The sequence below is a fragment of the Stutzerimonas stutzeri genome (genome assembly GCF_024448715.1).
GTDB lineage: Bacteria > Pseudomonadota > Gammaproteobacteria > Pseudomonadales > Pseudomonadaceae > Stutzerimonas > Stutzerimonas stutzeri_AR.
Map to the genome: position 1 here is coordinate 201,760 of NZ_JAMOHZ010000007.1, position 25,682 is coordinate 227,441.

At 58.8% G+C, this 25,682-nt stretch carries 24 protein-coding genes and 1 pseudogene; 14 read left to right on the forward strand and 11 right to left on the reverse strand.

Translation table 11 applies throughout. The annotated features are described in order from the left end of the window. Window positions 1-16: 16 nt before the first annotated feature. The 11 genes from NAV33_RS16485 (at window position 17) to NAV33_RS16535 (ending at window position 10,580) form a co-directional block, all read left to right on the forward strand. Entirely contained in the window at window positions 17-760 is a 744-nt protein-coding gene (locus tag NAV33_RS16485) for a WbqC family protein (protein WP_255981981.1), read from the forward strand. Window positions 761-814: 54 nt separating this feature from the next. Then, window positions 815-1,354: a transcription/translation regulatory transformer protein RfaH gene (gene rfaH, locus NAV33_RS16490; protein ID WP_255981983.1), complete on the forward strand. Its 540-nt coding sequence runs from the start codon at window positions 815-817 to the stop codon at window positions 1,352-1,354. A 20-nt stretch (window positions 1,355-1,374) separates the two neighbouring features. Then, entirely contained in the window at window positions 1,375-2,634 is a 1,260-nt protein-coding gene (locus NAV33_RS16495) for a glycosyltransferase family 4 protein (protein ID WP_255981986.1), read from the forward strand. Beyond that, window positions 2,579-3,895, forward strand: a complete 1,317-nt coding sequence (locus tag NAV33_RS16500; RefSeq protein ID WP_255982151.1) for a hypothetical protein — start codon at window positions 2,579-2,581, stop codon at window positions 3,893-3,895. The genes NAV33_RS16495 and NAV33_RS16500 overlap by 56 nt, the downstream gene beginning before the upstream one ends. A 13-nt stretch (window positions 3,896-3,908) precedes the next feature. Beyond that, the gene (locus NAV33_RS16505) at window positions 3,909-5,243 is read left to right on the forward strand and encodes a hypothetical protein (protein ID WP_255981988.1); all 1,335 of its coding nucleotides are present in this window, start codon (window positions 3,909-3,911) and stop codon (window positions 5,241-5,243) included. A gap of 27 nt (window positions 5,244-5,270) precedes the next feature. After that, window positions 5,271-6,389 (forward strand): glycosyltransferase family 4 protein, encoded by a 1,119-nt coding sequence (locus NAV33_RS16510; protein ID WP_255981991.1) that lies wholly within the window; start codon window positions 5,271-5,273, stop codon window positions 6,387-6,389. A gap of 146 nt (window positions 6,390-6,535) precedes the next feature. Next, entirely contained in the window at window positions 6,536-7,753 is a 1,218-nt protein-coding gene (locus NAV33_RS16515; RefSeq protein ID WP_255981992.1) for a glycosyltransferase family 4 protein, read from the forward strand. Between the two features lie 31 nt (window positions 7,754-7,784). Beyond that, window positions 7,785-8,111, forward strand: a complete 327-nt coding sequence (locus tag NAV33_RS16520) for a hypothetical protein (RefSeq protein WP_255981994.1) — start codon at window positions 7,785-7,787, stop codon at window positions 8,109-8,111. A 24-nt stretch (window positions 8,112-8,135) separates the two neighbouring features. After that, window positions 8,136-8,360 carry a hypothetical protein gene (locus NAV33_RS16525; RefSeq protein ID WP_255981996.1) on the forward strand — a complete coding sequence of 75 codons (225 nt, stop codon included), beginning with the start codon at window positions 8,136-8,138 and terminating at the stop codon, window positions 8,358-8,360. Window positions 8,361-8,480: 120 nt separating this feature from the next. After that, complete coding sequence (locus NAV33_RS16530; protein WP_255981998.1) at window positions 8,481-9,479, forward strand: glycosyltransferase; 999 nt, start codon at window positions 8,481-8,483, stop codon at window positions 9,477-9,479. 30 nt (window positions 9,480-9,509) lie between these two features. Further along, window positions 9,510-10,580, forward strand: coding sequence for an acyltransferase family protein (locus NAV33_RS16535; RefSeq protein ID WP_255982001.1), 1,071 nt, complete (start codon window positions 9,510-9,512; stop codon window positions 10,578-10,580). A gap of 33 nt (window positions 10,581-10,613) precedes the next feature. Here NAV33_RS16535 and NAV33_RS16540 read toward each other — a convergent pair whose 3' ends face one another. Both NAV33_RS16540 and NAV33_RS21470 read right to left on the reverse strand, forming a co-directional pair. Then, window positions 10,614-10,988: a response regulator transcription factor gene (locus NAV33_RS16540; protein WP_255982004.1), complete on the reverse strand. Its 375-nt coding sequence runs from the start codon at window positions 10,986-10,988 to the stop codon at window positions 10,614-10,616. Window positions 10,989-11,016: 28 nt separating this feature from the next. Continuing rightward, entirely contained in the window at window positions 11,017-12,495 is a 1,479-nt protein-coding gene (locus NAV33_RS21470) for an ATPase domain-containing protein (RefSeq protein ID WP_255982007.1), read from the reverse strand. 287 nt (window positions 12,496-12,782) lie between these two features. Here NAV33_RS21470 and NAV33_RS16550 point away from each other — a divergent pair, with 287 nt between their 5' ends. Beyond that, the gene (locus tag NAV33_RS16550; protein ID WP_255982010.1) at window positions 12,783-14,387 is read left to right on the forward strand and encodes a sensor domain-containing diguanylate cyclase; all 1,605 of its coding nucleotides are present in this window, start codon (window positions 12,783-12,785) and stop codon (window positions 14,385-14,387) included. Window positions 14,388-14,652: 265 nt separating this feature from the next. Here the strand turns inward: NAV33_RS16550 and NAV33_RS16555 are convergent, their stop codons facing one another. The 4 genes and pseudogenes from NAV33_RS16555 to NAV33_RS16570 form a co-directional block, all read right to left on the reverse strand. Next, window positions 14,653-15,696: an MBL fold metallo-hydrolase gene (locus NAV33_RS16555; protein WP_255982012.1), complete on the reverse strand. Its 1,044-nt coding sequence runs from the start codon at window positions 15,694-15,696 to the stop codon at window positions 14,653-14,655. Window positions 15,697-15,715: 19 nt separating this feature from the next. Beyond that, window positions 15,716-16,267 (reverse strand): hypothetical protein, encoded by a 552-nt coding sequence (locus NAV33_RS16560; protein ID WP_255982014.1) that lies wholly within the window; start codon window positions 16,265-16,267, stop codon window positions 15,716-15,718. Next, window positions 16,267-16,956 (reverse strand): hypothetical protein, encoded by a 690-nt coding sequence (locus NAV33_RS16565; RefSeq protein ID WP_255982017.1) that lies wholly within the window; start codon window positions 16,954-16,956, stop codon window positions 16,267-16,269. Before NAV33_RS16565 ends, NAV33_RS16560 begins: the two co-directional genes overlap by 1 nt. A 194-nt stretch (window positions 16,957-17,150) precedes the next feature. Then, window positions 17,151-17,249: pseudogene (locus NAV33_RS16570) on the reverse strand (DUF4113 domain-containing protein); the annotation flags it as partial. A gap of 139 nt (window positions 17,250-17,388) precedes the next feature. Here NAV33_RS16570 and rimO point away from each other — a divergent pair. Then, on the forward strand, window positions 17,389-18,714 hold the full coding sequence (gene rimO, locus NAV33_RS16575) for a 30S ribosomal protein S12 methylthiotransferase RimO (RefSeq protein WP_255982019.1): 1,326 nt from the start codon (window positions 17,389-17,391) through the stop codon (window positions 18,712-18,714). A gap of 462 nt (window positions 18,715-19,176) precedes the next feature. Next, window positions 19,177-19,974, forward strand: coding sequence for an outer membrane protein OmpK (locus tag NAV33_RS16580; protein WP_255982021.1), 798 nt, complete (start codon window positions 19,177-19,179; stop codon window positions 19,972-19,974). A gap of 131 nt (window positions 19,975-20,105) precedes the next feature. Here NAV33_RS16580 and NAV33_RS16585 read toward each other — a convergent pair whose 3' ends face one another. The 5 genes from NAV33_RS16585 to NAV33_RS16605 form a co-directional block, all read right to left on the reverse strand. Continuing rightward, the gene (locus NAV33_RS16585; RefSeq protein WP_255982023.1) at window positions 20,106-21,542 is read right to left on the reverse strand and encodes an amidohydrolase family protein; all 1,437 of its coding nucleotides are present in this window, start codon (window positions 21,540-21,542) and stop codon (window positions 20,106-20,108) included. A gap of 134 nt (window positions 21,543-21,676) precedes the next feature. After that, window positions 21,677-22,405, reverse strand: a complete 729-nt coding sequence (locus tag NAV33_RS16590; protein ID WP_336605402.1) for an ABC transporter permease — start codon at window positions 22,403-22,405, stop codon at window positions 21,677-21,679. Between the two features lie 85 nt (window positions 22,406-22,490). Beyond that, a complete protein-coding gene (locus tag NAV33_RS16595) occupies window positions 22,491-23,330 on the reverse strand; it encodes an ABC transporter ATP-binding protein (RefSeq protein WP_255982027.1) in 840 nt (279 codons plus the stop codon). Between the two features lie 136 nt (window positions 23,331-23,466). Then, the gene (locus NAV33_RS16600) at window positions 23,467-24,492 is read right to left on the reverse strand and encodes an aromatic ring-hydroxylating oxygenase subunit alpha (protein WP_255982030.1); all 1,026 of its coding nucleotides are present in this window, start codon (window positions 24,490-24,492) and stop codon (window positions 23,467-23,469) included. Between the two features lie 69 nt (window positions 24,493-24,561). Next, window positions 24,562-25,584: an ABC transporter substrate-binding protein gene (locus NAV33_RS16605; protein WP_255982033.1), complete on the reverse strand. Its 1,023-nt coding sequence runs from the start codon at window positions 25,582-25,584 to the stop codon at window positions 24,562-24,564. Window positions 25,585-25,682: the final 98 nt, after the last annotated feature.

Below are 25,682 nucleotides of genomic sequence, written 5' to 3' on the forward strand. Positions count from 1 at the left end.
AAGCGAGGGACACGCCATGCTCAGAACCGCCGCCATGATGCAACCCTACCTGTTCCCCTACCTTGGCTACTTTCAGCTGATCGCTCGCAGTGATGCCTTCGTGCTGGGCGATGACCTCCAGTACGTCAAAAGTTCCTGGATAAACCGCAACCGGATACTGGTGAACGGGCAACCGATGCTGATCACTTTTCCATTGCGCAAGGGCAATCAAGGCGATCGGATCAACCAGCGCTGGCTGTGCGACGACTTTTCGCGGCACACGGACAAGCTGCTGAAAACACTGGAGCGCGCCTATGCCCGCGCCCCGTACAAGGTCGCAGTGATCGAGTTGATACGGCAAATCCTGACGTACCCGGAGCGCAATCTGGCGCGATTCACCGAGCACTCCATTCGCCGAATCTGCGCGTATTTGCAGATCCAGACACCGATCCGCATCGGTTCCGAACTGGGGCTACCGGCACGCATGGACAAGCAGGAGCGGGTCGTCAGCATCGCGCGGAAGCTGGACGCCGAGCTGTATATCAATCCCATCGGCGGCACTGAGCTTTACTGCCCCACGTTCTTCAGAACGCACGGCCTGGTGCTGCGCTTTCTGCGTATGGATGACCTGAGCTACCCGCAACTCCACCAGCCCTTTGTGCCGTCGCTTTCGATCATCGACGTACTGATGTTCAACAGCCAAAGCGACGCGCAGGCCCTCCTCAAGCGTTTTACTCTGGTGGAAGGCATCGAGCAGCCGGCCATGCTCCAACGGGCATAGCCGCCACGCCCGCAGAAACGGACACCGGCACCACTCACTACGGAAGGCAAGCACATGGCAGCGCTAAGCAGCAACCCACGCTGGTACCTGATCCAGACCAAACCACGCCAGGAAGCCCGGGCCGAAGAGAACCTCCGACGTCAGCAATTCGAGTGCTACCGACCGCAAAAGCAGCGCGGATCACTCCACGGCAAGGCAGAGGAACCACTTTTCCCGGGTTACCTGTTCATCCGTCTCGATCGGCAAATGGATAACTGGTATCCCATCCGCTCGACCCGAGGCGTTGCTCGTGTGGTCTCCTTCGGCGGAGAACCGACACCGATCAAGGACGAATTGATCGAACAGCTACGCCAGCGCCTTGCAGTCGAACAGCCGCAACCGGAAGCCCCACGGTTCAAGCCCGGTGAGCGGGTGCAACTCAATGGCGGCAGCTTCCAAGACATCGAGGCAATCTTCATCAGCGCTGACGGTGAACAGCGCTCGGTAATCCTGCTGAACCTGTTGCAACGCGAGCAGAAGGTCCGCGTGCCCACGCGTTATCTCAACGGTTGCACGTCGCAAGCCATGTTCGCCACAGCCTGGCCCGCCGATTGATCAACTGGAGGAATGCCGAGATGAAGGTTCTCCTGCTGCATAGCCTGTATGCGCCCCATATCGGCGGTGGCGCGGAAATCGTCGTACGCCAGTTGGCCGAAGGGCTGCAGGGACGGGGTTGCGACGTCGCGGTACTGGTCACCGGGCCCGAATCCGGATTGCACGAGGAAACGCACAATGGCGTGCGGGTCTACCGCGCCGGCCTGCATAACTTCTATTGGCATTTCACCCAGACCCGGCCCAACCGACTGCTGCGCCTTGGCTGGCATTATCGAGATCGCTACAACCGCAGCATGCGCCAGCATGTTCGCGAGGTGATTGCACGGGAACGACCCGATCTGGTGGTCTGCAACAACCTGACCGGTTGGTCGGTGTCGGCATGGGACGAGATCAGCGCGGCCGGTCTGCCGATCGTTCAAGTGCTGCACGACCTGTACCTGCTGTGCCCCAAAGACACGATGTTCAGCAAAGGGCGCAGTTGCGAGCGCCAGTGCGGCATGTGCTCGGCCTTCCGCCAGCATCATGCCGCAGCGTCGGCCCAGGTCGCAGCGGTGATCGGCGTCAGCCGTTTCGTCCTGAATCGCGTGACTGGCCACGGCTACTTCGGCCAGGCCAGCCGCCACGTGGTACACAACAGCACCACGCTGACCGACAATTCGCTGCCTGCGCCGCGCCCGAGGCACAGCGGCCTGCTGCGTTTCGGCTACATCGGTACGCTTTCGGAAAACAAGGGCGTGGGCTGGTTGATCGAGCAGTTTCAGGCGCTTTCCATCGACGCGACGCTGGAAATCGCCGGCCGCGGCAAGCTGGACTACGAAGCGAAGATCAAGGCCATGGCCGATCCGGGCAAAGTCAGGTTCGTCGGCTACCAGAACCCGGAAGCCTTCATGCGCAACATCGATGTGCTGGTGGTGCCGTCGATCTGGGCCGAGCCCTTCGGGCTGGTCGCCATCGAAGCCTGCGCCGAGCATCTGCCTGTCATCGCGACAAATACGGGCGGTTTGCCGGAAATCATTCAGGACGGCGTCAATGGGCTGCTCTGCTCGCCGCATGATCCCGACTCGCTCGGCCGGACGATGCTAAGGCTGTACCTGGACAGCAGCCTGCGTCAGCGCCTGTCCAGACAGGCGCGTACCAGCGTCGCCCCCTTTTTGGATATGGAACGGATGCTCGATCAGTACCTGTCGATCCTGCACGCCACGCTGCACGGCCGGAGAGCCCATGATGATTCCGAGTTTGCTGATTACTCCGCAACCCAGATCGAGCCCGCTGGCGATTGACAAACCGACGGTGCTGACACTGATTGCAGCCTCGCTGCTGGTCAGCGAGACCTTTGCCGGAGCGCTGCGCTACTACTTGGACATAGCCGGTGTCTCCGCCCTGCTCTACCTGCCGAAACTCGCCTGCGTGGCGGCGGTGGCACTGGAATTGCCACGTGCTCGAATCAAAGCAGGCGTCTGGCTGGTGCTCTTCGCATTGGTGGTTTCGGCCCTGCTGGCGCTGCTTCACGGGGCCTCGCCGAGCAACGTCGGCTTCAGCGTATTCATCTACATTCCGTTGTTGTTCGGGATGGTTTGCGGCAGTTATGTGGAACGCAGGATTGGGCTGCTCGGATGGGTCATCGGGCTATGCCTGGTCGCCTCGCTGATCGGCATCGCACTCGACATGTACACCAGCGTGCCATGGAAGGGCTACAGCTACATGATGGGTGATGTCGAATTGAGCGGGAACAGATCCTGGGCCTTCGGCAGCATTGATCGTCTCGCCGGATTCGCCCGGATGTCGACCAACCTGGCCGTCATGATCGCGCTGTACAGCCTGTTTCTCGCGGCATTTCTGCAATCGCGGCTGCTACGAATGATGCTCTACCCGCTGGCCTTCGGCGCGATCTTCCTCACCACCAATAAATCCACCGCGGCGGCCTACCTGCTAACGCTGATGATGCTGTTTCTCGCTGGCTATCGCATGCCCAGCGCCACGGCATTCTTCATCGCAGTGATGGTGGGGCTAGCACTGCCGGTCATCAGCTTGTTGTTGAACATCCCGCAGAGCGAAGCCTACAGCGAGAGCCTCTTGTCATCGTTCAACGATCGATTGATCAACAGCTGGCCCAATTTCATCGATGTAATCGTCAACGAGGGCTGGGGATGGTGGGGCGCAGGCGTCGGCGCGGTAGGCAGTGCTGCCGCCGCCTTTCCGCTGGCCTGGCTGGAGCTGCTGAGCGTCGCCGACAACACGGCGCTCTATCTCTGGGGAATGCTCGGGATGTTTGGCGTGCTGCTGTATCTGCTGCTGTTCCCGTTGCTGCTGCGCCTGCACGACCGCGGCTCGCGCATTCGCGATGCATTGCTGAGCATCGTCTTCTGCATTTGTCTGATCGGCTGGGCCACCGATGTGCTGGAGGTAGTCACCGCCACCCTATTCATCGGCATGGCCATCGCCCATGCCCTGGCCCCACGGGACGCCTTACAAGGCACGCGCTATAGCCAGATCGAAACAGGACCAACCCACTCTGCCTTGAACAACCTTCGCCCTCAGTAACGGACGAGCTGCCATGAGCACCCGCCTTCATTTTCGCCATCTGACGCTGATCGCCGTCATGTCCGGCCTAGCACTGCATGCGCCGGCACAGCAGCAGGAAGATCCTTTCATCGTCGGTGTCTGCTCGCACGATCTGCATCTGCGCGATAGCCGCAGCCAGGGCAACCAGCTAATGCGTGATGCGGGTATCGAGTCGGTACGAACCGACGCGCATTGGGCGTTCCTCGAACGCAACCGCAACCAACTCAAGGTAGAGCCGCACTGGCACCCCTATCTGGCCGGGACTGAAGCGCAGGGACTGGATAGCCTGTTCATTCTCGGTTATGGCAACAGCTTTCACGGCGCTGGCGAAAAGCCGCGCAGCGAACCGGTACGCGCGGCATTCAATCGCTATGTTGCCTTCGTTGCACAGCAGTTTCGCGGTCGAATCAAACACTACGAAGTCTGGAACGAGTGGGACGTCGAAAACCCGACCGACCCGCAGTTCACCGACGATTACGCGCGCCTGATCACCGACGCGGCGGGGATCATTCGCCAGCATGATCCGGCCGCCAAGGTTTTAGCAGGCGCGGTGACCACTAAAGGAATCGAGTCCGGCTTTGCCCTGCGACTGGTCGAGGCCGGGGTGATGCAATCGATCGACGGACTCTCGCTGCATCCATACGTGCATTGCCGCGGCCGTGGAAAGAACACACCCGAAGCCTGGATCGAATGGCTCGCCGAGGTGGATATGGAGCTGTCCCGCGCCGCCGGACAGCCAGTGCCGCTGTATCTCACGGAAATGTCCTGGCCTGCTTACCAAGGCTCCTGCGGCATCGATGAAAGCCTGCAAGCGGCCTATCTGGCGCGCAGTTTCTTTCTCGTCAGGACACTGCCCAACGTGCGCGGTTACTGGTGGTACGACTTCAGAAACGACGGCACCGACAGGCGCGAGCGAGAGCACAACTTCGGCCTGCTGCGCCAGGACTACACCCTGAAGCCAGCGTATCGAGTGCTCAACGCGATCAGCCCGATCGTCCACAACTACCAGTTTCTTGAGGATGCCAGCGAATCCGGGAAAGACACCGTTCTGTTGCGTTTCGGCAACGCCGAAGAACAGCTCCTGATCGCTTGGAGCACCGACAAGGCGCGCTCGGTCAGCATCGAATCCATAGGCAAAACAACCGGCAAGCTGGAGCTGATCGACACCGCGCGCCCTGACCAGGGACGTATCGCAGATGGTGTGGCATGGGAGTGTCCGACGACCGCGGAAAGCTGTACCGCCAGCATCGAGCTCGACGGGTTCCCGAAGATTATCAGCCTCGGCAGGCCAGCTCGTTCCAACCCACTAACGGATCGCAGTTTATGAACAGGTTTTTGCAGGGAGAATTTCCAGATGATTGTGATCAATGCTCGCTTTCTTACTCAGGAAATACGCGGCGTGCAGCGTTTCGCGGAGCAGATCTGTTTGCAACTCAAAGGGCTGCGCGACGATTTGGTATTCGTCGCCCCGCACGACATACACCTGCACGACAGTGCCGAGCAGTTACAGGTGCAGCGGATAGGCCGGCAGAGAGGGCATCTCTGGGAACAGCTGGACCTCCCGTTGTGGCTGGCTAGAAACGGCAGCCCGCCGCTGGTCTCGCTGTGCAATACCGCACCGCTTGCGTACAGCAACCAAATCGCGACCCATCACGACATTACCTACGTCAGACATCCGGAGAGCTACTCGAAAGCCTTCCGAGCCACCTATCGCCGCCTGACGCCCGTATTGCTCAAGCGAATCAAGGCCTTGATTACCGTGAGTGAATTTTCCCGAAAAGAAATAGCTCGCTTCTACGGCTACCCGGCGCACCAGATCTGTGTGGTGCCCAACGCCGTGGATTCGCGTTTTCAGCCGTTCTGCGCAGAGCAATGCCACGGTAGATCGACGCCCTATCTGCTGGCGGTGTCATCGCCTAGCGCACACAAGAACTTCGCCCGGATGGTGGCGGCCTTTCTTAGGATGGAGGGCCTCGACGAGGTGGAGCTGCGCATCATCGGCGACTCGAACCGGATCTTTTCAGGCAGCCTTCACGATGTCGGCGGCAGCCGACGCATCCGGATGCTTGGCCGGCTCACCGACGAGGAATTGGTGGAAGCCTATCAGGGCGCGACGGCCTTCGTGTTTCCTTCGGTCTATGAAGGCTTCGGTATTCCACCGCTCGAGGCGCAGGCATGTGGCTGCCCAGTGATCGCCGCACGTGCAGCCTCGATCCCAGAGGTGCTAGGCGATAGCGCGCTGTACTTCGATCCGCTGGACGTACGGGATATCGCTGGCTGCATGAAACGAGTTCTGCAGGACGAGTCGCTACGCAATGATCTGCGTCGCCGTGGCAAGGCAAACGTCGCGCGCTTCTGCTGGATCTCATCAGCCCGGCAGGTTTCTCGCCTGATCGATCAGGCCTTCACCGGGGTGCCGTACATCGGTGATAGCGACCTTCAGCAGTTGCCGTTCAGTCCGCCAGAAAGCTAGCCGCTCGCTCGCCAGATAGCAAACTCACCAGCCGAACTACGCGGAGCGTGAGCACGCACCGCGATGGCCGCCGCCGTACCCATTTTCAGTCGCCATGTCTGCCGGCTGATTCCGCTGCCACGCCACAATCTATAAAAGGCCTTCGTATGAAAATTGCCATTGTTCATGACTGGCTAGTGACCTACGCCGGAGCCGAGCGGGTACTCGCCGGGCTGCTCGAAACTTGGCCGGACGCCGATCTGCATGCAGTGATTGATTTCCTCTCCGACGAAGATCGCGCCAGCCTCGGTGGCAAACGTGCCACCACGACCTTCATCCAACAACTGCCCAAGGCGAAGACGCACTACCAGAAATACCTGCCGTTGATGCCGCTGGCCATCGAGCAGCTCGACATGTCCGCCTACGACCTGGTGATCTCCAGCAGCCATGCCGTGGCCAAGGGTGTACTCACCGGGCCCAACCAGCTGCATATCAGCTATGTGCATTCACCGATCCGCTACGCCTGGGATCTGCAGCATCAGTACCTGCACGAGGCCAGCCTGGACCGAGGTTTCAAGGCCAAGCTGGCGCGCATGCTGTTGCACTACATGCGCATGTGGGACCAGCGCACGGCCAGCGGCGTGGACGAGTTCGTCGCCAACTCGCATTTCATCGGCCGGCGCATCAACAAGAGTTATCGGCGCGAGTCGACCGTGATTTATCCGCCGGTCGATACCCGACAGTTCACGTTGCACACGGAAAAGGAAGATTACTATCTGACGGCGTCGCGCATGGTGCCTTACAAACGCATCCCGATGATCGTCGAAGCATTTTCCCGAATGCCCGACAAGAAGCTCATCGTCATCGGCGCCGGGCCCGAGATGGAAAAGGCGAAGGAACTCGCAACGCCGAACGTGACGCTGATGGGCTATCAGAGCTTCGCGGTGCTGTTGCACCACATGCAACGCGCCCGCGCATTCGTGTTCGCTGCAGAGGAAGATTTCGGCATTGCACCCATCGAAGCTCAGGCCTGTGGGACGCCGGTCATTGCTTATGGAAGGGGTGGCGTCCTGGAAACCGTACGCGGCCTTGATCACCTCGAACCGACGGGGGTGTTCTACTTCGAGCAGACGCCGGAGTCGCTGATTGCCGCGGTCAGCGAGTTTGAATCGGCAGCGCATCACATCCGGTCTGAGACATGCCGTGCAAGTGCAGAGCGCTTTTCAACCGAACGATTCAGGCAGGAGATTAAGTCTTTTGTCGATACTAGGGTTCGCGAAGTTACTTTGCTCCAAGGGCAGGACGCGCTACTGCATCGGCCAATCGTAACGCCGGTGAACATCGCACCGGTTTACCCAGCGGCGGTTCCGATGAAGCACGCCTGATCAGGGCCCCATCAATTGCGAGGTTTCAAGGATGAACACAGCAGCTACAACTCAACGTATCCAAACCACCTGCGCACTGAGCATCGCTCTGCTGATCAGCGGGACCACGAGCGCTAATCAAGGGTTCGAACAGCCTGGTAGCGAGGTGTATCGCCAGGGTTACGAAAGCTTTGCAGTGGACACCCCCAGCTGTGACAGCAGCCAGGACCCCCGAATCATCATTTTCGGTGGCGCTCGCCAGACCGCGACGCCCTGCAGCGATGCCAATACGACGATCACACCGCCCGTGCGCCTGGCGCGACCGCTTTCGGGCCGCCAGTACATTCGATCTGGCGACAGCATCCGTTACTCGTTCTGAACCCAGCGACCTTCGGAGGCAACCATGAACAATGCAGATAAAAACACGCAGTCGCTGGTATTCGCCGATGGGTATTCCTACACCGAAATATTCCAGGCGCCCGAGACGCCGGGAATGCCGAGCAGCGATCGGTTGATCAGCGTTTTCCACGCCTTTTTCACCGATGACCACGACACTGACATCCTCGAAGCCAACCCGACCGAAGCGGCGCCCGTCGAAGCGATCGAGCTGGCCGCCAAGGACGTTTGACTGCCCAGCAACTCCGTAACACGCAGCCCCCCGCCTTTCCTCCTGCAGCCCGGCTAACGTTTCGTCAGGGAATTCCCCCTGACGTGGCGACCACGCCCACGATTCACGCCGAGACAATTCATGACTCCCAAAACCACCGTGGTGACCGTGACCTATGGCGACCGGCTGGCCTACTTGCAGCTGCTGGTCGAGCGCGCACTGGCTTTTACCGAAATCAGCGAGGTGATTGTGGTGAGCAATGCCGCACTCGCGCCGCTGGAGCAACTGCTGGAGCGTTGGCCGGGACAGGTCAGGCTGATTCAGTTGCAGCACAATACCGGCTCGGCGAATGGTTACGCTGTGGCGATCGAGGCAGCACTGGCAGGCGGGGCCGATTACATCTGGATGATGGACGACGACAACGCTCCCACTGCAGCAGCGGTGTCGATCTTGCATCGTGAACTTGCGCGCCTCATCGGTCTGCTTGGCCCGGACCGGGTAGCTGTGCTGGGCTATCGCGCGACGCAGCAGGCGGACATCGCCCAGGGCGTACCGACCCGCTACATCCTCCAGCCGCGCTCCAGCTACTTCGGTTTTCATATCGCCCAAATGCCTTACAAACTCTGGCGCCGCCTGCCCTGGACCAAGCGACCCGGTAAGCGACCGGCGAGTATCAGCCTGCCCTTCGCCCCTTACGGCGGCATGCTGGCGCACCGCAGCTTGTATCAGCGCATCGGCGTGCCTTTGAAGGAACTGGTGCTGTACGTCGATGACACCGAATACACGCGACGCATAACCGCCGGCGGCGGTCGGCTGTTCCTGTTTACCGATGCGGTGATCGACGAACTCGAACAATCCTGGAATATCAAGGACCGCACGCGGAACATCTACGAGACCTTCCTGCTCGGCAATTCGGATTTCCGTGCCTACTACGCTGCGCGCAATCAAGCCTGGTTCGACAAGAACATCTGGGCCGCATCGCCCCGGCTGCATCGCCTCAACCGCGCGATATTTCTCACCCTGCTGCGCCTGGTCGCAAGACTGCGCAATACCCGCGAGCGCCTGACGCTCATCGAGCAGGCCATCCATGACGGCGAAAACGGTGCCTTAGGTATCAGCAAGACTTTCCCGTTGCGTTGACCAACCGTAGCGTTGGCACAGAGGACATTTATGGGCATCACAACGGTCCAGCGAGAAGGAAACAACTTCGACTTCTTGCGTTTCTTCGCCGCATCGGCCGTGGTCATCGGGCACTGCTACTGGTTGTTTGGGATTGGCCATGCCGAGCCGGTGCGGCTGTTCACCGGATCGATGGATACCGCGGATATTGCCGTGAACCTGTTTTTCGTGATGAGTGGATTTCTGATCGCTGCCTCATGGATCAACAGCCACAGCGCGCTGGATTTCGCTGCCAAACGGGCATTGCGGATCTTTCCAGCTCTATGCGTATCGGTACTGCTTACCGTGCTGGTTGTCGGCCCGTTGGCGACCGGATTGTCGCTGAAGGACTATCTACTTAACAGCCAGACGATGCGATATCTGTTGAACATGGCGTTGGTGACCCAGTTTCATCTGCCGGGGGTATTTGCCGACAATCCGTTTCCGGACACGGTCAATGGATCGGTCTGGACATTGCCCTATGAAGTGCTGATGTATGCCTCGTTGATGCTGATGGGCTTGCTCAAGCTTTTCGGACGAATCGCCGTATTGGCGGTGCCCATAGTGCTCATATTGGTCCATTTCCATCTGGCGCCGAGCCTGGGACTGGAAAACGACATCCTGCGCAAATCCACCCGGCTGGGCATGTTCTTTTTCTTCGGATCGGCGCTGTACCTGTATCGCAAAATCCTGCCCTGGAACTGGAAGGTCGCGCTGGCGTTGCTGGCCTTATCGCTGCTCAGCGCTAAAACCGAGTTATGGCTGTATTTCCATGTGCTGACGCTGCCCTATCTCACTATCTATCTGGCGCACCTGAAGATTCCGCGGCTCTCTGGGTTCGGTAAATACGGCGATTTTTCCTACGGCATCTATATCTTCAGCTTTCCGATTCAACAACTGTTGATGCACTGGTTCAGCTCGCAACTATCGCTACCCGCCTTCATGGCGATCAGCTTGTCGGCAAGCATCGCCATCGCAGCGCTGTCCTGGCATCTGATCGAGTCGCCGGCGTTGCGCCTGAAGCGTTATCTACCGGGCAGTCACGGGCGTGTCAGACGCACAAGCCTCAGCCCTGTTCCCTGACAAGCAGTTCGACACGCCCATGATGGCTGCGCCCTATGTGTCGTGAGAGCCCGGCTCGGCATCGCCGTCAACAAGACGTCGAATGGTTGCCACCAGCAGATCGAGCCCGGTGCCCTTGGGCAGAAACTGGTCGACGAGGTCGCGCCCAGGAATTTGCTGAGGCAGCGCGGCGCTCATCATCAGAATGGGAACGTCATCGAAAGCCGAATTTCTGCGGATCGTTCGAACCATTTCGAAGCCGTTGAGCTCCGGCATCATGTAATCGGTAATGATCAATGCCGGCTTCTCCTCCTCGAGCTTGGCCAAACCCTGCGCCCCGTTCGCCGCCTCAGCAACCCGATAGCCTTCCTCTTCCAGGATCATCACCATCAGCTTGCTAAGCCCGAGCTCATCCTCGACCAGCAGCACAAGCGGTGCCAGTCCGTCCCGGTCTCCTCTAGACATCCTTGCCGCCCGACGGAGGCTGACGATGTGGCCGTCCCACCATTACTCCCTCAGTACGCTCCAGACGCTCAGCGATCTTGAACCCCGCCGCTCCCAAGGTGAACTCGTAGACATGGGGATCAAAATCGCTCTCACGCATTTTCAGAATCCCCAGGGTCCGATAGAGTCGCGATTCGAGTTCGGCATATCTCAGCAGCACGATATTTTCAGCAATCGCCGATACAGCAGCGAACTGCAGGCCATGTTCCCCTCCGACGATTTCCGCCAGTTCGGCGGTGAACATCGTGGTTACGCCTTCGCTGCGAAGGATGGCGGTCAGCGCGCTGAAATATCGGCCGAGCTGCTGGGGACTGACCACGGTCTGTTTGAACGCATCGATCCCGTCGATGAACAGGCGCTTGACGCCTCGGCGCCGAACCGCGTTGAGGATCTCTTCCGCCAACTGGTCCTGCAACAATTCTGTTGGAGCGTGATGGATAACCTCTACCACGCCGCTGTCGACCATCGCTTCCAGCTTCAGGCCCAGCGCGCTGGCGCGACGTCGTAGGCGGTGCGCATCTTCATAGAAACCAAAGAAGAGGCCCGGTTCTTCTTCGGTGCTCTGGCAGATGAAGCTAAGGCCCAGCGTCGTTTTGCCTACACCCGTGGGGCCGACCAACAGTGTCGTCGATGAGAAAGGGATGCCACCGCGGATAATCTGATCAAGGCCACTGGAGCCGGTACCCAGCCGCTGATCACGCATCGGTGCGGATTCCAGCGCGCCGGTGACCGCCTCAAGACGCGGAAACACCCGATAGCCGTCACCGGTGATCGAAGTCATGTGCCGGCCGGAAATGAAATCGCTCCCTCGAAACTTGCGCACTTGCAGATAGCGGAAGGTCCGAAACTGGTCCTCGTCGCTGCCCAGATGTAACCAGCCGTCGACCATGGTGAATTCCGGACTACCGGAATCACGCTTGCTGTTGGTCAACAGTAATATCGTGCAGCCGACAACATCGGCATAGACCGATAGGTCGTTGATGAATTCTCGGAACGCCCGTTCCGACTCGGCGTTTTCTTCCAGCGCGAACAGACCATCGATGACGATGAGCGATGCCTGCTGGCGCTTCCCGTTGCGTGTCAGATATCGAAGGATACCTTCCAGACCGTCCGCACGAAGGATATCGAAGGCGCTTTCGTAGACCACCGATGTGCCTGCGTACTGGTTATCCATGAACGCCATATTCTGCAAATGGCGCAGCAAGCGATGATGAGTCTCGGCCAGCAGCGTCACATACAGCGAGCGCTCTCCACGAGCCGCCCAGCTGTAGCAGATCTGGTTGGCCAGAATCGTCTTGCCCTCGCCTGGACCACCCTGGACGATATACACCGCCCGCGGTAGCAGACCACCCATGAGCACAGCATCCAACCCCGGTACGCCGGTAGGAACATGGGCCGGTCCCGTTTGCGAGGAGGTATAGGTATCGGTCACAGCAGCTATCCGTTCAAATCAGTGGGCGCATACTAGCAAAGGGGCTTCACCATTCGTTGCTTTGCCTACGTTGGTCACTCTCCGCGGATGTGCGTTCAAAGCACATGCGGCGAAGGGTTCAGCTCAACAATTCAGGCCTCTTTATCTGTTCCTCCTTTCGCTACGGCCAGACCAAGACTGCCCTCGCTAGAGCGTCCCGTTTGCGCCCACCATCGTTTGAACTGGAGCCAGGCGACTAAACGACCTACCATGCGCGGCGAATTCATGCCTAATAACAACCAGAATTTATGCCATTTGCCCCTCTGCTTCGCGTAGACCTGCGGCGGCTGATTGTGCTGCTGGCGATACTCAGCGGGTTGATCACGCTGGGCATCAGCTTTTATGCAAGCTACCAGGTACAGCGCGAATCGCTGATCGATAGCACGCTCGAGGCCAATCGCGCCTACGCGGCGAAGCTCGCCGACAGTACCGATCGATTCTTCCGATCGGCTCAGCAACAGCTGGCCTTCAGCGCAGGGGTTATCGCCGAACGATTCGCCAACGATGCCGCGCTGCGCGCCGAAACCAGACGCCTGCGATTACAGACGGATAGTTTCAACTCGATCGTAATAACCAGCGCACAAGGCGTCGTGCGGGCAACCTCGCCCAATGCGAGCCAATTGCTCGATCAGCAACTCGATTCGCCGGGAGCGCTCGAAGCGCTGCGCGAACGGCGAGCGTTGATCAGCAAGCCCTACATTGCAGCGACCGGCAAGCTGGTAGTGGTGATATCGCAGCCGATCTTCAGTGAGAACGGCAGTTACCTGGGTTACGTGGGCGGCACTATTTACCTGACGGAAAAAAGCATTCTCAACAGCCTGCTCGGCGCGCACTACTACCAGGATGGTTCGTACCTGTACGCGGTGGATCAGAATCGGCGGCTGCTCTATCACCCGGACCCCGAGCGGCTCGGTACCGTGGTGGGCGACAACGAGGTCATTGACCGCGTAATCGCCGGTGAGTCGGGCAGCCAACGCGTAATCAACAGCCAGGGCCGCGACATGTTGGCCGGTTACGCGGCCCTGCCAACAGCCGGTTGGGGCATCATTGCGCAACGTCCCACGGCAGCGACTCTGCACCCCCTCGACGGCCTGATGTTGAAGGTCCTGCGCCAGACCGCCCCCCTCGCCCTGCTGACTTTTTTTGGCGTGTGGTGGCTTTCACGATTGATCGCCCGCCCGCTCTGGCAGCTGGCAAAAAGCGCAAGCGAGATGGACGCAACCAACAGCGCCGAACGAATCCAGAATATCCGCTCCTGGTATTTCGAGGCCGCTCAGCTCAAACGTGCCATGCAGCTGGGCATCAGCCTGCTGCACCAGCGTATCGGCAAGCTCAATCTCGATGCCCAGACCGATCCGTTGACCGGCCTGCATAACCGGCGCGGCCTCACGCTTGCCCTGGATACCCTGCGCGCCGAAGGCCGCTCGTTCGCCGTCGTCGCCCTGGATATCGATCACTTCAAACGCATCAACGACAGTTACGGCCACGACGCGGGGGATCAGGTCATTCGACATTTGGCACAGCTAATGACCGCCTGCTCGCGGGGCGCCGACACGCTATGCCGAAGTGGCGGCGAAGAGTTTCTGATGCTATTGCCGGACACAAATCTCGAATCGGCAACGCTGGTTGCCGAGCGGCTGCGCCAATGCGTCGAACAGGATGAGATTTCGCAGGTGGGCCACCTCACCATTTCTCTGGGCATTGCGCTCTGGCCGCTGCACGCCGACAGCATGGAGGGCGTCCTCAAGCTTGCCGATGGCGCTCTGTACAAGGCAAAGCAGCAAGGCCGCAATCGCTCGCAAATCGCCGAGTTGGATCAGCACACGCCGGAGAATTTCTCCCACAGCGGCTAAGCCGCTTTGCTCCTATCCATGTGAGTACCGCTTGGCATCCGAAATCCGAAAGAAGCATAAATAGCTGTATACACGCGCGCCTTTTTACGTGGTGTCCTGAGGTTACGCGATGAGCAAAACACCTACCGTCGGATTTGTTTCACTTGGCTGTCCATAGCGCACGTTATCTAAACCAAAAAAAGCCCGGCTTCACTTGAATTGTCCGACTTCTTTACCTATCGATTACTTCCCCTAGCACAAGAGCATCGCTATTAGTGAGGTGATTCTAAAGTACCTGTGCACCATTGAGCAGCTCTACATGCCACTCTGTTTGCCCGCTGGGTAAAGTTGCCCGGATATGGCCCACTCCTGTATCTATCACAGATATCTCCTTGACCGTTGCATCAATCATCTTTAAAACAGACTTCGACCTGTTAACTGTTCTACCGGATCTCACTATTCGTGTCGTGTAAGTTTTATCAGACAGCGAGCTAATCCGATCAATATCTTCCTTCTTCGGCAATTTATAACCGCGATTATAAGGAGTGAGAATAGAAATTGGCTTCTCTACCAACATCTTCTCCCAAACCCCATCATGATGCCCATTACTAGAGCCATGATGAGGAATTTTGAATAACGAAGATTTATCAGTAGGGCGCCCGCACGAAGCTAATATTGAAGTCCATCCACGATGAGTTTCTTCTAAATCTGCACCCAACAGTACAGAATGATCCCCGTACTTCACTAGCAAAGCCACAGCCGTTTCGTTGGAATAGATACTTGGAAGCCGTTTTCTCGATTCTCCTTTCTTGGGCATGTTATCCGCTACAAAACCCATAAATCTATCCAAACACTCATCAGAAGGAGACAATGACCATATCTCTATTGGCGAGCCATCTAATGCCGAACATTGATATAGCCTTCTATCCGGCTCTGCCTTTGTTACAATCTGGCCGCGCTGACTCAATACTTTTAATATCTGAATCATCTCCTTACCGCCAGAACTGAACTTATCAGTTACTTGAGCTTGACTATAGGCGGAAAGAAACGCAACAAATTCTTTATTAGTGAACACATGGCTCATGCAAAATTTTGCCTTAGTGCACACCTCTACAATCTTAGAAAGACCTCTAACATGATCATCATGCCAATGGGTAACAACCACCATTATAACTTGATCTACGCTTACACCAATGCTCTTCAGATAAGATAACGCGGCCGGCTCGCCGTAGTTATCATGACATGAATCAACGATAACCCATTTATCTTTATCGATCCGAACCAATACGCACTCGCCATATCCTGGACCAAAAAGGCTGACCTCAAACATAAACGCGCTTAAAACCTTATCAAGCCCATTGAAGCCCGGATAAAATGTCCTCCGCCTCTTCCTGACTTTTCGCTAAATCTTTAGAGTTCCACGCGGGCATACGTCTAAAAACCAAGCTAGAAAGCCTACTTTTCGTCCCGCCCTTCTGCCGCTGATAACCAATTGACCATCGAAATATGGCGCCTTCCTTAACAAGATCACGGTATATCTCGGAGACTTCATCTACATCAAACACCGCCTGCTCTTCAAGCCCAGGGCGCGATAAATCCTGCAGAAGAGCCGTAATCTGCCCTTCATAGATGGACAGAACACAACCTTCCCATTCTTGCTCCGCTATAAACGAGCTTTCAAAGTTCAGAATACGCCGCTGATGGGTGGAGACAGCGTCGCTAAACAAACTATCATAGCGCAGCCTTGCATCAATTTCTCGACTCGCCCCTGAACTCTCCGGCGCTGATCTACTTATCAATTGCCTATGAAAACCAGAAGGAGCCAAAGTATTGGAGTCACCTATGATTTTAATATCATTGCTTGTGGTATCTAGGGAAGCCACTCCGACGAACTCACCCATCATATACTCCTCCCTACGATGTCCACTCCAACGACACGGGCGTCCGATATTGAACGCTCAAACTCACCCGCTAATAAACCTTCAACTATTGAAGCCCCACCTTCCTTTTCTTCACCAAATGCGTAGTGGTCGTTGACATGCACATTTACCCCATATGGCTTTAGAAGATTTGAGCCTCTAATCGCCACGTCAACATACTGATTATATTTATTCTCAAGTCCTTCACTTCGGCGCATAGCAATCGAAATCAGCCCATTACTTGGAGCAGTATGGTCGACATTAAACAAATCCTTTCCCCACCCCCCCCATGGCTCACGGGGAGCAAGACTCGTCCCTAGCTTTTCTCTCTGCGCCGAAGTTACATTGAAATGCAAAGAAGTATTGATACCCAATGCCACACAAGAGCTTCCAGGCAATACATCAGCGAGCAACTTAGAAACGAGGTCTGAAATTCTTATCCAAGGGGATTGCGTAGTGCTTATTTGTAGCCTCTGCAAGTCAGCATAGAACTTACACCAACCGAAATCAATTTGAGAGACCTCCATTGTAGTCAAATTAACAGTGGCCTCTTCCGCTTCCTGCTGACTAACCAATTCATGGAATGCGAACCAATGAGGGGACATCAATCCTGGAGAGAAGCCTCCCACGATAACTATCGTCACTTCCTCTATATCAGGTGTAAGACTCAACGTTGCTCATCCCAAGGCCGGTTGATCGGGGCTGGTTCCGCGCAGGTAAGGCACCCTCGAAACGCCATCGTTCTGCCTGCATAAGTGCTGAATATATGTTATTCCACACAGCAGCGTAAGGGCTAAGAAAGATTCCTGTGACGATGGTTCCCCCACGCCCACGTGGGCTACCGCGCCTCAGTGAAAACCTGACTTCACCTACACCCAACCTCCCACAATTGATCCAGCCGCGTCGTAAAGCTCTGACTCCGCATCTCACGTCGCATACCCCAGCCAGGCACGGTGGGTAGACCCCTCGCAGCACTAGTTCTCAGCATACTACAACTGACGGTCGGCACTACTACCGGCCGCCTGACGTGGATCAGAAAACCGCAGATAGCTGTATACTCGCGTGCTATTTTTTTCCATGCCGTATTGCCGAGGCGGTCTGCTATGTCTAAGAAAGCTCCTAGTGTAGGGTTCGTGTCACTTGGCTGTCCCAAGGCAACGGTGGACTCCGAGCGCATCCTCACTCAGCTGCGCATGGAGGGCTATCAGATCGTGCCCACCTATCAGGACGCCGACGTGGTGGTGGTCAACACCTGTGGCTTCATCGACAGCGCCAAAGCCGAGTCGCTGGATGCCATCGGCGAAGCCATCGCCGAGAACGGCAAGGTCATCGTCACCGGCTGCATGGGCGTGGCCGAAGACAACATCCGCAATGTGCACCCCAGCGTGCTGGCGGTCACCGGTCCGCAGCAGTACGAGCAGGTGGTCAATGCGGTGCATGAAGTGGTGCCGCCGAACATCGACCACGATCCCTTCGTCGATCTGGTTCCGCCGCAGGGCATCAAGCTGACCCCACGCCACTACGCCTACTTGAAAATTTCCGAAGGCTGCAACCACAGCTGCAGCTTCTGCATCATCCCGTCCATGCGCGGCAAGCTGGTCAGCCGTCCGGTGGGCGACGTGCTGAGCGAAGCCGAGCGCTTGGTCAAGGCCGGTGTGAAGGAAATCCTGGTGATTTCCCAAGACACCAGCGCTTATGGCGTCGACGTAAAGTACAAAACCGATTTCTGGAACGGGCAGCCGGTCAAGACGCGCATGCTGGAGCTCTGCCAGGCGCTGTCGAGCATGGGCGTGTGGGTGCGTCTGCATTACGTCTATCCGTACCCGAACGTCGACGACATCATCCCGCTGATGGCCGAAGGCAAGCTGCTGCCCTACCTGGATATTCCGTTCCAGCACGCTAGTCCAAAAGTGCTCAAGGCCATGAAGCGCCCGGCCTTCGAGGACAAGACCCTGGCACGGATCCAGAAATGGCGCGAGATCTGCCCGCAACTGACCATTCGCTCGACCTTCATCGTCGGTTTCCCCGGCGAGACCGAAGAAGACTTCCAATATCTGCTCGATTGGCTCACCGAAGCTCAGCTGGATCGCGTCGGCTGCTTCCAGTACTCCCCGGTCGAAGGTGCGCCGGCAGAGGCGATGGATCTTGAGCCAGTACCGGACGACGTCAAGCAGGATCGCTGGGATCGCTTCATGGCGCACCAGCAAGCCATCAGCGCTGCCCGGTTGGAGCGCAAGATCAACCAGGAAATCGAAGTGCTGATCGATGAGGTCGATGAGGACGGCGCAATCGGCCGTTCCTATGCCGATGCGCCGGAAATCGATGGCATGGTCTACGTCGACAGCGACCGTTCGCTGCAGCCGGGCGACAAGGTCCGCGTTCGGGTAACCAATGCCGACGAGTACGATCTTTGGGCCGAAACGATCTGATTCGGCATGCCTGCTGAAAAAAATCAGAGAAAACCCCGCAGCGACGGGGCTCAACTGAACAACGAACCCCGCTCATTGGCGGGGTTCGTTGTTTTTGGGGCGGCCTGTTTTTCAGTGGGCGGGGTTGCCGCTTCGGAGAATGGTGTCGGTAATTTTGGTAGCCAGCAGCTTCCGCAGTGACTGAGCACACCGGTACGTATAGGTCGTGTCCAGACATGGCCAAATGACTGCATCAAGTTGGCGCATTGTCGGGATGGTCAGGTTTTTTCTAGGGCAGGTTTACCGAACGGCGGCTCTACGCTCCCTCAAGGTGCGCCAATATCTTCAATAACACGTTGATATACAAAATATTTATATATTTTCTAGAAGCTTGCCGGCAACTGGCGCAGGTTTTGCTTTGATCAGCCGTATCTGACCGTTTGGCCAGGAAATCAAAGCACATATCGCAACAGGAGCGCTTCCATGAAATCCATTCTGACCACCGCAGCACTGGCGGGCAGCCTTATGATTGCAGGCCAAGTGGCCGCCGCACCGATGCTCTGGCAGAACAACAGCCTGACCTACCTCTACGGCAAGAACTTCTCCGTAGACAGTGCCGGCGGCAAAGAAGGCGATATCCAGCAAACCATCACCTTCGAACATGCCAGCGGCTGGACTTGGGGAGACATGTTCCTGTTCGTCGACAACAAGTGGTACAACGGCATCTCCGGCAGCGATGGGCATACCTACTACGGTGAATTCAGCCCGCGCTTGTCGTTGGGCAAGATCACCGGCGCCAACCTCTCATTTGGCCCTATTAAGGACGTGCTGATTTCGGCCACCTACGAACGCGGCGAAGGCCGAAATCGCAATTACCTGCTCGGCCCGGCTGTGGACCTAAATGTGCCGGGTTTTGATCGCCTCGCCATCAATACTTACTACCGCAAGCCCGACGGCATCACTAACAAGCCGAGCGGCCAATGGCAGATCTCTCCGACGTGGGCGATCACGATTCCAGTCGGCAAATCCGACATTCTGTTCGATGGCTATATCGACTGGGTGGTCAACGACAAGAAAAACGGCAACACGGAACTGAAGAAGAATTTCCACTTCAACCCGCAGGTGAAATACGACTTGGGCAAGGCGCTCGATTACACGCCGGGCAAGCTATACGTCGGTATCGAATACGACTACTGGTCGAACAAGTACGGCATTGAAGACAGTGACGCATTCAATACCGACAACAACGTGACTAACTTCATCGTCAAAGCTCACTTCTGATCCGCTGAACCGCCCGGCTCGCCTGGGCGGTCAGGCTACCTCCCAGCCGTCGTTACCCAACGACGGCTTACCTTTATCCCCACGCAAACACCGTTACGCCTTCATCGCCCGACGCGGATTTTGGACACAGCTCAGATCACCGACTCCGCACGCTGAATAAGGCGCGCCACCGCTGCGCGCGATTGACCTCCCAGTTCGGCCATGTCCAGGCCCGGTATGTTGTCGTCTTCAACCACCCGACGCCCTCCAACCAGCAACGCCTTTAGCGCAGCGCGGCCACCGCTGGCGATTGGGCCGATGGCGGGATCGTGCAGGCCAAAATAGCGTGGGTCATCCAGACGATACACCGCCAGATCCGCAGCTTGGCCGACCTGCAACGTTCCGACCGCATCCAGTCCCAAGACCATCGCGCCGCCGGCCGTTCCCCAGCGCAGCACATCCTCGATGCTCGCCGCATCAGCGCCGCCTTCGAACTCGCCACCGGCATAGCGCGGCTGCGCCCGCTCGCCCTTTCGCGCCCGTTGCAGGAGCCAGGCCGCATGCGCTTCGGACTGCATATCGGCGGCCTCGTTGGAGGCGGCGCCATCAACACCAAGCGACACCGTCACGCCAGCCGCTTCCAGCGCCGGCAGGTCGGCGATACCGCTGCCGAGCCGGCCATTGCTCTGCGGGCAGCTGGCGATGCCGGTGGCGGTTTCGCCGAGCAGGCGAATCTCCTCGGGCAGCAGCTTGACCATATGTGCGAACCAAACGTCTTGCCCGACCCAGCCGTGCTCGGCGCAGAACTGTACGGGCGTCATGCCGAACTTGGCGCGTGCCGCATCGAGATAATCGACCGTTTCGGAAAGGTGGCTGTGCAGGCGAATCCCGAGGCGACGCGCCACGTCCGCTGTCAGGCGCAGCTCATCCGGCGTAGTCGAGTGCAGTGTGGTGGTCGGCGCCATGACCACACGTCGCCGGGCATCGGCGGCCGGGTCATGATAGGTCGCAACCAGACGTTCGACGTCGGCGAGGTAGTCGTCGATGCGTTCCGGCCGCAAGGCCTGGGGAAGCTCGGCTTCAAGCTGTCGCGTCTGGGTCGCGCCGCCGCGGCACAGCACGAAGCGCACCCCCAGCGCCTCGGCTTCTTCGAAAAGGATGGCCGCGCTGTCGAATGGCATCCCGGGATAGTACAGATAATGGTGGTCGGCCACGGTGCCGCACCCCGAGCGCACCAGCTCGACGAGCCCGATGCGCGCAGCCAGGCGGAAGCTATCTTCGTCGAAGGCACCGCGGAACCGATACGGTGTCGCAGCCAGCCAGGGCGTCAGGCTCTGGTTCAGCCCCTGTGGTTCGCCCTTGAGCAACGACTGGAACAGGTGGTGATGAGTATTCACCCAGGCCGGATAGATCACGCAATCACGAGCGTCGATGACCTTTTCGCCGGGTTGGGTTTTGAGCGACCCCATGGCAATGATGCGACCGTCGACGACGCGGATGTCCGGACCGGCATGCCGCGCTGCATTGCCCGGCAGGCCAGTAAGGATGGCGCTGGCGTTGCGGATCAGCCAGTTAGTATTGATATGCATGGTTGAAATCCTGTGGAGGGATAATCGAGGCGAAACTCAGCAGCACGATCCCACGTAGGGTGGGCTTCAGCCCACCAGTGTTCTCTGGCCTGCGGTGGGCTGAAGCCCACCCTACGGGTTGCAGCGCCAACGCCTCATCCTTGCTCACTCTCGTGCCAGTGCCCAAGGCTGTACCGCGCCAAAGCGGCCATCAGGCTGAACAGCAGCACGCCAGTCAGGGCGATGAGAAAGAGCGCGGCGAACAGCCGTGGGATGTTCAATTGAAAGCCCGCCTGCAAGATCTGGTAGGCCAGCCCCGCGCCAGTGCCACCGGTGCCGGCAACAAACTCGGCGACCACTGCACCGATCAGTGCCAGCCCAGAAGCAATGCGCAGCCCGCCAAAGAAGTATGGCAAGGCGCTGGGAATGCGCAGGCGTACCAGGGTCTGCCAGCGGCTCGCGCGGTTCAGGCGGAACAGGTTGAGCAGCCCCGGATTGACGCTGCGCAGCCCAAGCACCGTGTTGGAGATGATCGGGAAGATCGCCACCAGCGTCGCGCAGATGGTCAGCGCCAAGGTCGTATTGCTGACCCAGATGATGATCAACGGCGCGATGGCCACTACCGGCGTGACCTGCAGGAGGATCGCGTAAGGAAACAGGCTGGCCTCGATCACCCGACTCTGCACGAACAGAAACGCCGCGATCACACCGAGCACCACGGCCAGGGCGAACGACAGAAAGGTGATCTTCAAGGTCACCAGCAAGGCGCCGAGCAGCATCGGCCCGTCGGCGACCAATGTCCGCCCTATATCTATCGGCGTCGGCACCAGATAAGTCGGCACCTGCAGCGCGACACACAGAAATTGCCAGCCGCCGAGCAGCACCAGGCCGACCAGCAAGGGCGCAGCGATACGCTGAAAACGCGGGTCGGCCAGCAGGGGTTGAGTACGTGTATCCATAGTCGTGGCCTCAGTGCGCCGCATCGGCGTTGGCTTCGGCGAGCAGCCGGGACAGCTGCGCGCACTGCTGGATGAAGGGCGCGCTGGTGCGAAATGCCTCATCGCGCTCCTCAGGCCCCTCGATGTTCACATCAGCCAACACCCGCCCAGGCCGTGCGCCCATCACCACCACGCGCGAGGACAGAAACACCGCCTCGTAGATGCTGTGAGTGACGAACACCACGGTCAGGTCGCGCGCTCTCCAGAGGTCGCGTAAATCGCTGTCCAGACGATTGCGGGTGAACTCGTCGAGTGCGCCGAAGGGTTCGTCCATCAGCAGCAGGTTCGGTTGCGTGGCCAGCGCGCGGGCAATGGAGGCGCGCATCTGCATGCCGCCCGAGAGCTCGCGCGGGTAAACGCCACCAAACGTGCCCAGGCCGACCAGCTCCAGTGCTGCTTGCACCCGTGCGTTGCCTTCGGTCTTCGGCACGCCGGCCAGATCCAGCGGCAGCCGGGCGTTGTCGGCAACCTTGGCCCAGGGCATCAGCGTAGCCTCCTGAAAAACCATGGCCATGCGCTGGCCGGCCTCGCTCGTATCTAGATCACCCTTACCCCACCAGCGTATATGGCCGGCCGATGGCTCTTCGAGCCCAGCGAACATCTTCAGCAAGGTACTCTTGCCGCAGCCGGACGGCCCGAGCAGCGAGACGAATTCGCCGCGGCCTATGGCCAGCTTCAGTCGTTGCAGAGCCTGGGTGCCATTGGGGTAGGTTTTCTCGACCTGATTGGCCAGCAGCACCGGGATCGACTCGCTGGCGGATGCTTCCGGTACCGGGCGCGCCGTGTCGACAGGGATCGAGTGCATCAGCATGACGGCATGCTCCGCTCAGGGCGCGGGGTAGCGACAGACGCGGCACGGCGTGGGAATCGGATCGGGTTCATGCACGGTTCTCCAGGGCGGTTGGATATCCGGCCTGCTCGTCTACGCGAGCAGAGGCCGGGAAACACTAGGCGGTCGTGAATACTTCGCTTTCGCCGTGCGCCTCGAGCAGCGCCAGCAGTTGATTACGAATCACCAGGCCCGGCTTGTCCGAGGGCATGTGCAGTTCCACGCGGCGGCGGGTATCGACACAGGCGTCGTGATCGGTCGCTTCAAGGATGTCGCGATCCTCGGCGGTGATGGCCGCGTCCCAGTCGATCAGCTCCTGGGTCGAGCACTGCTCCTCGCTGTCGTTGCGGTAGAGCCACTGCACCAGCATTAGCCGGCCGTCGTCGATGGGCGTCGCGCAGTTGTAGATGATGTGGTGGATGCCACTGTCCGGGTACATGCAGCCGAAGCGCCGTGAGAACGGCAGGTAGTAACGGTTGATCAGGTGGCGGTTGGTAATCGGCTCGGTGGTGCCGGTAATGCGGAAGCTCGCCTCGGGGTTGCGAATCGGCACCAGCGTCTCGGCCTCGAAGCCATAATCGGTTTCGCGGAATTCGTAGGAGGACGGCTTGGGCTGGTCGAACAGGCCGAAGTTGGCCTTGTGCACAAAGGAGAAGTGCGAGTTGTCGAACGAGTTTTCCATCACCCGCAGCGGGCTGGTTTTCCACTCTTCGTAAAACTGAAAGATGCGCCGATAGCCGGGCGCACCGTCCTCGGGAAATTCCGGGATCTGCTGCAGCGGGTCATCCAGCGCGACCCAGACGTAACCGTAACGGTCCTGGCAATGGAACGTCTCGACCTTGGCGCCACGCGGGATCATCCCCTCCGGGTTCTGCGGGATTTTTACGCAGGTACCGCTGCAGTCGTACTCCCAGCCGTGATAGCCGCAGGCGATGTTGCCTTCATCGCTGATGAAACCCTTCGACAGTTTGGCGGTGCGATGACAGCAGCGGTCGCGCATGGCGACCGGCGTGCCGTCGGGCTTCTGCCACAGCACCAGCGGCTCGCCCAGCAGGGTGAAAGGTTGCGGGCCCTCGGCCAGTTTCGCAGTGGGCATGAGCGCGTACCAGAAGCGACGCAGCACGGGTTGTTTAGTGACCAGCATATCGGTGTCCTCATCGGGCCTTGCGGCCCGGCGGCCATGCGCCGGGCTCGAAATGTTGTGTGTGGCGGGTTACGGCAGCACCTTCTCGGCGCCTTGGACGAAACGCAGGTCATACCCCTGCTTGAAGTCCACGGCCTCGCCGAGCAGCCCGGCCTCGACCATGTAGTCGCGGGTCTTCTGCCAGCGCGCATCGGTCATCACGCCGATGCCGCCGGTGGCCGCGTCGCCGCCGGTGACCAGCTGGAACTCCTTCATGCGCTCGATGCCCCAGGCAATCTGCGCGTCCGTCATGTTGGGGTTGTCCTGCTTGATCAGCGCGTTACCGGACGCCGGGTTGGCCAGGTAGCTCTTCCAGCCCTCCATGGTTGCGTCGTAGAAACGCTGCAAGACCTCCGGCTGCGATTCGATCAGATCGCGGCGGCTTACCAGCGTCGAGCCATAGGGGGGATAGCCGTGGTCGGCGAACAGGTAGAAATTGGCGTCCACACCCTGCTGGCGTGCCTGGAACAGCTCGGAGCTGGCATAGGCCTGCTGCGCCGTGTTCGGGTCGGCGAAGAACGGTTGCAGGTTGAAGGTGTAGGGGCGGGTCTGGCTGTCATTCAGCCCGTATTTGACCTTGAGCCAGGGCCACCAGGACGTTTGGCCCGAGGTGGCGACCAGGACCGTCTTGTCTTGCAAGCCGTCCAGCCCCTTGACGTCGCCGTGGGTCAGAAGACCCTGCGGGTCGCCTTGAAAGCAGGCGCCGATGGCCGCCACCGGCAGGCCCTGTTCCAGGCTCTTGAGTATCTGGAAGTCGTAACCGACGATCACGTCGGCCTTGCGGGCCAGCAGCAGCTGCATGCCGTTGACCTGCGGGCCGCCCATCTTCACGGTCACGTCCAGCCCGTGCTTTTCATAGATGCCCTCGGCCACGGCCTGGTAGAAGCCGCCATGTTCGGCCTGCGCATACCAGGAGGTGAGCAGCGTGAGCTCGTCGTTGGCCTGCGCCGAAGTAGCAGCCAGGGCGCTACCCAGTAGCGTCACGGGCAACAGCGCCCGGCGGACCAGCTTGCACAACACGGACGCAGAGCGTCCCGATTCCGTCGTTTTCATAGGGATGACTCCATCGGCAAGGCACGGGAATGCCGCCGGTTGCACAAGGCAACCAACAGGCGAACAAACAGAGAAAAGCGAGGCGAAGGTATCCGGCT

Bases quoted from the DNA above. Each gene is read 5' to 3' on its own strand.
- NAV33_RS16600 (WP_255982030.1), bottom strand. From the start codon at position 24,492: ATGCTGGTCACTAAACAACCCGTGCTGCGTCGCTTCTGGTACGCGCTC.
- rfaH (WP_255981983.1), top strand. From the start codon at position 815: ATGGCAGCGCTAAGCAGCAACCCACGCTGGTACCTGATCCAGACCAAA.
- NAV33_RS16580 (WP_255982021.1), top strand. From the start codon at position 19,177: ATGAAATCCATTCTGACCACCGCAGCACTGGCGGGCAGCCTTATGATT.
- NAV33_RS16535 (WP_255982001.1), top strand. From the start codon at position 9,510: ATGGGCATCACAACGGTCCAGCGAGAAGGAAACAACTTCGACTTCTTG.
- NAV33_RS16505 (WP_255981988.1), top strand. From the start codon at position 3,909: ATGAGCACCCGCCTTCATTTTCGCCATCTGACGCTGATCGCCGTCATG.
- NAV33_RS16485 (WP_255981981.1), top strand. From the start codon at position 17: ATGCTCAGAACCGCCGCCATGATGCAACCCTACCTGTTCCCCTACCTT.
- NAV33_RS16495 (WP_255981986.1), top strand. From the start codon at position 1,375: ATGAAGGTTCTCCTGCTGCATAGCCTGTATGCGCCCCATATCGGCGGT.
- NAV33_RS16550 (WP_255982010.1), top strand. From the start codon at position 12,783: ATGCCATTTGCCCCTCTGCTTCGCGTAGACCTGCGGCGGCTGATTGTG.
- NAV33_RS16595 (WP_255982027.1), bottom strand. From the start codon at position 23,330: ATGCTGATGCACTCGATCCCTGTCGACACGGCGCGCCCGGTACCGGAA.
- NAV33_RS16525 (WP_255981996.1), top strand. From the start codon at position 8,136: ATGAACAATGCAGATAAAAACACGCAGTCGCTGGTATTCGCCGATGGG.
- NAV33_RS16585 (WP_255982023.1), bottom strand. From the start codon at position 21,542: ATGCATATCAATACTAACTGGCTGATCCGCAACGCCAGCGCCATCCTT.
- NAV33_RS16500 (WP_255982151.1), top strand. From the start codon at position 2,579: ATGATTCCGAGTTTGCTGATTACTCCGCAACCCAGATCGAGCCCGCTG.
- NAV33_RS16560 (WP_255982014.1), bottom strand. From the start codon at position 16,267: ATGGGTGAGTTCGTCGGAGTGGCTTCCCTAGATACCACAAGCAATGAT.
- rimO (WP_255982019.1), top strand. From the start codon at position 17,389: ATGTCTAAGAAAGCTCCTAGTGTAGGGTTCGTGTCACTTGGCTGTCCC.
- NAV33_RS16515 (WP_255981992.1), top strand. From the start codon at position 6,536: ATGAAAATTGCCATTGTTCATGACTGGCTAGTGACCTACGCCGGAGCC.
- NAV33_RS16555 (WP_255982012.1), bottom strand. From the start codon at position 15,696: ATGTTTGAGGTCAGCCTTTTTGGTCCAGGATATGGCGAGTGCGTATTG.
- NAV33_RS16510 (WP_255981991.1), top strand. From the start codon at position 5,271: ATGATTGTGATCAATGCTCGCTTTCTTACTCAGGAAATACGCGGCGTG.
- NAV33_RS16530 (WP_255981998.1), top strand. From the start codon at position 8,481: ATGACTCCCAAAACCACCGTGGTGACCGTGACCTATGGCGACCGGCTG.
- NAV33_RS16520 (WP_255981994.1), top strand. From the start codon at position 7,785: ATGAACACAGCAGCTACAACTCAACGTATCCAAACCACCTGCGCACTG.
- NAV33_RS16605 (WP_255982033.1), bottom strand. From the start codon at position 25,584: ATGAAAACGACGGAATCGGGACGCTCTGCGTCCGTGTTGTGCAAGCTG.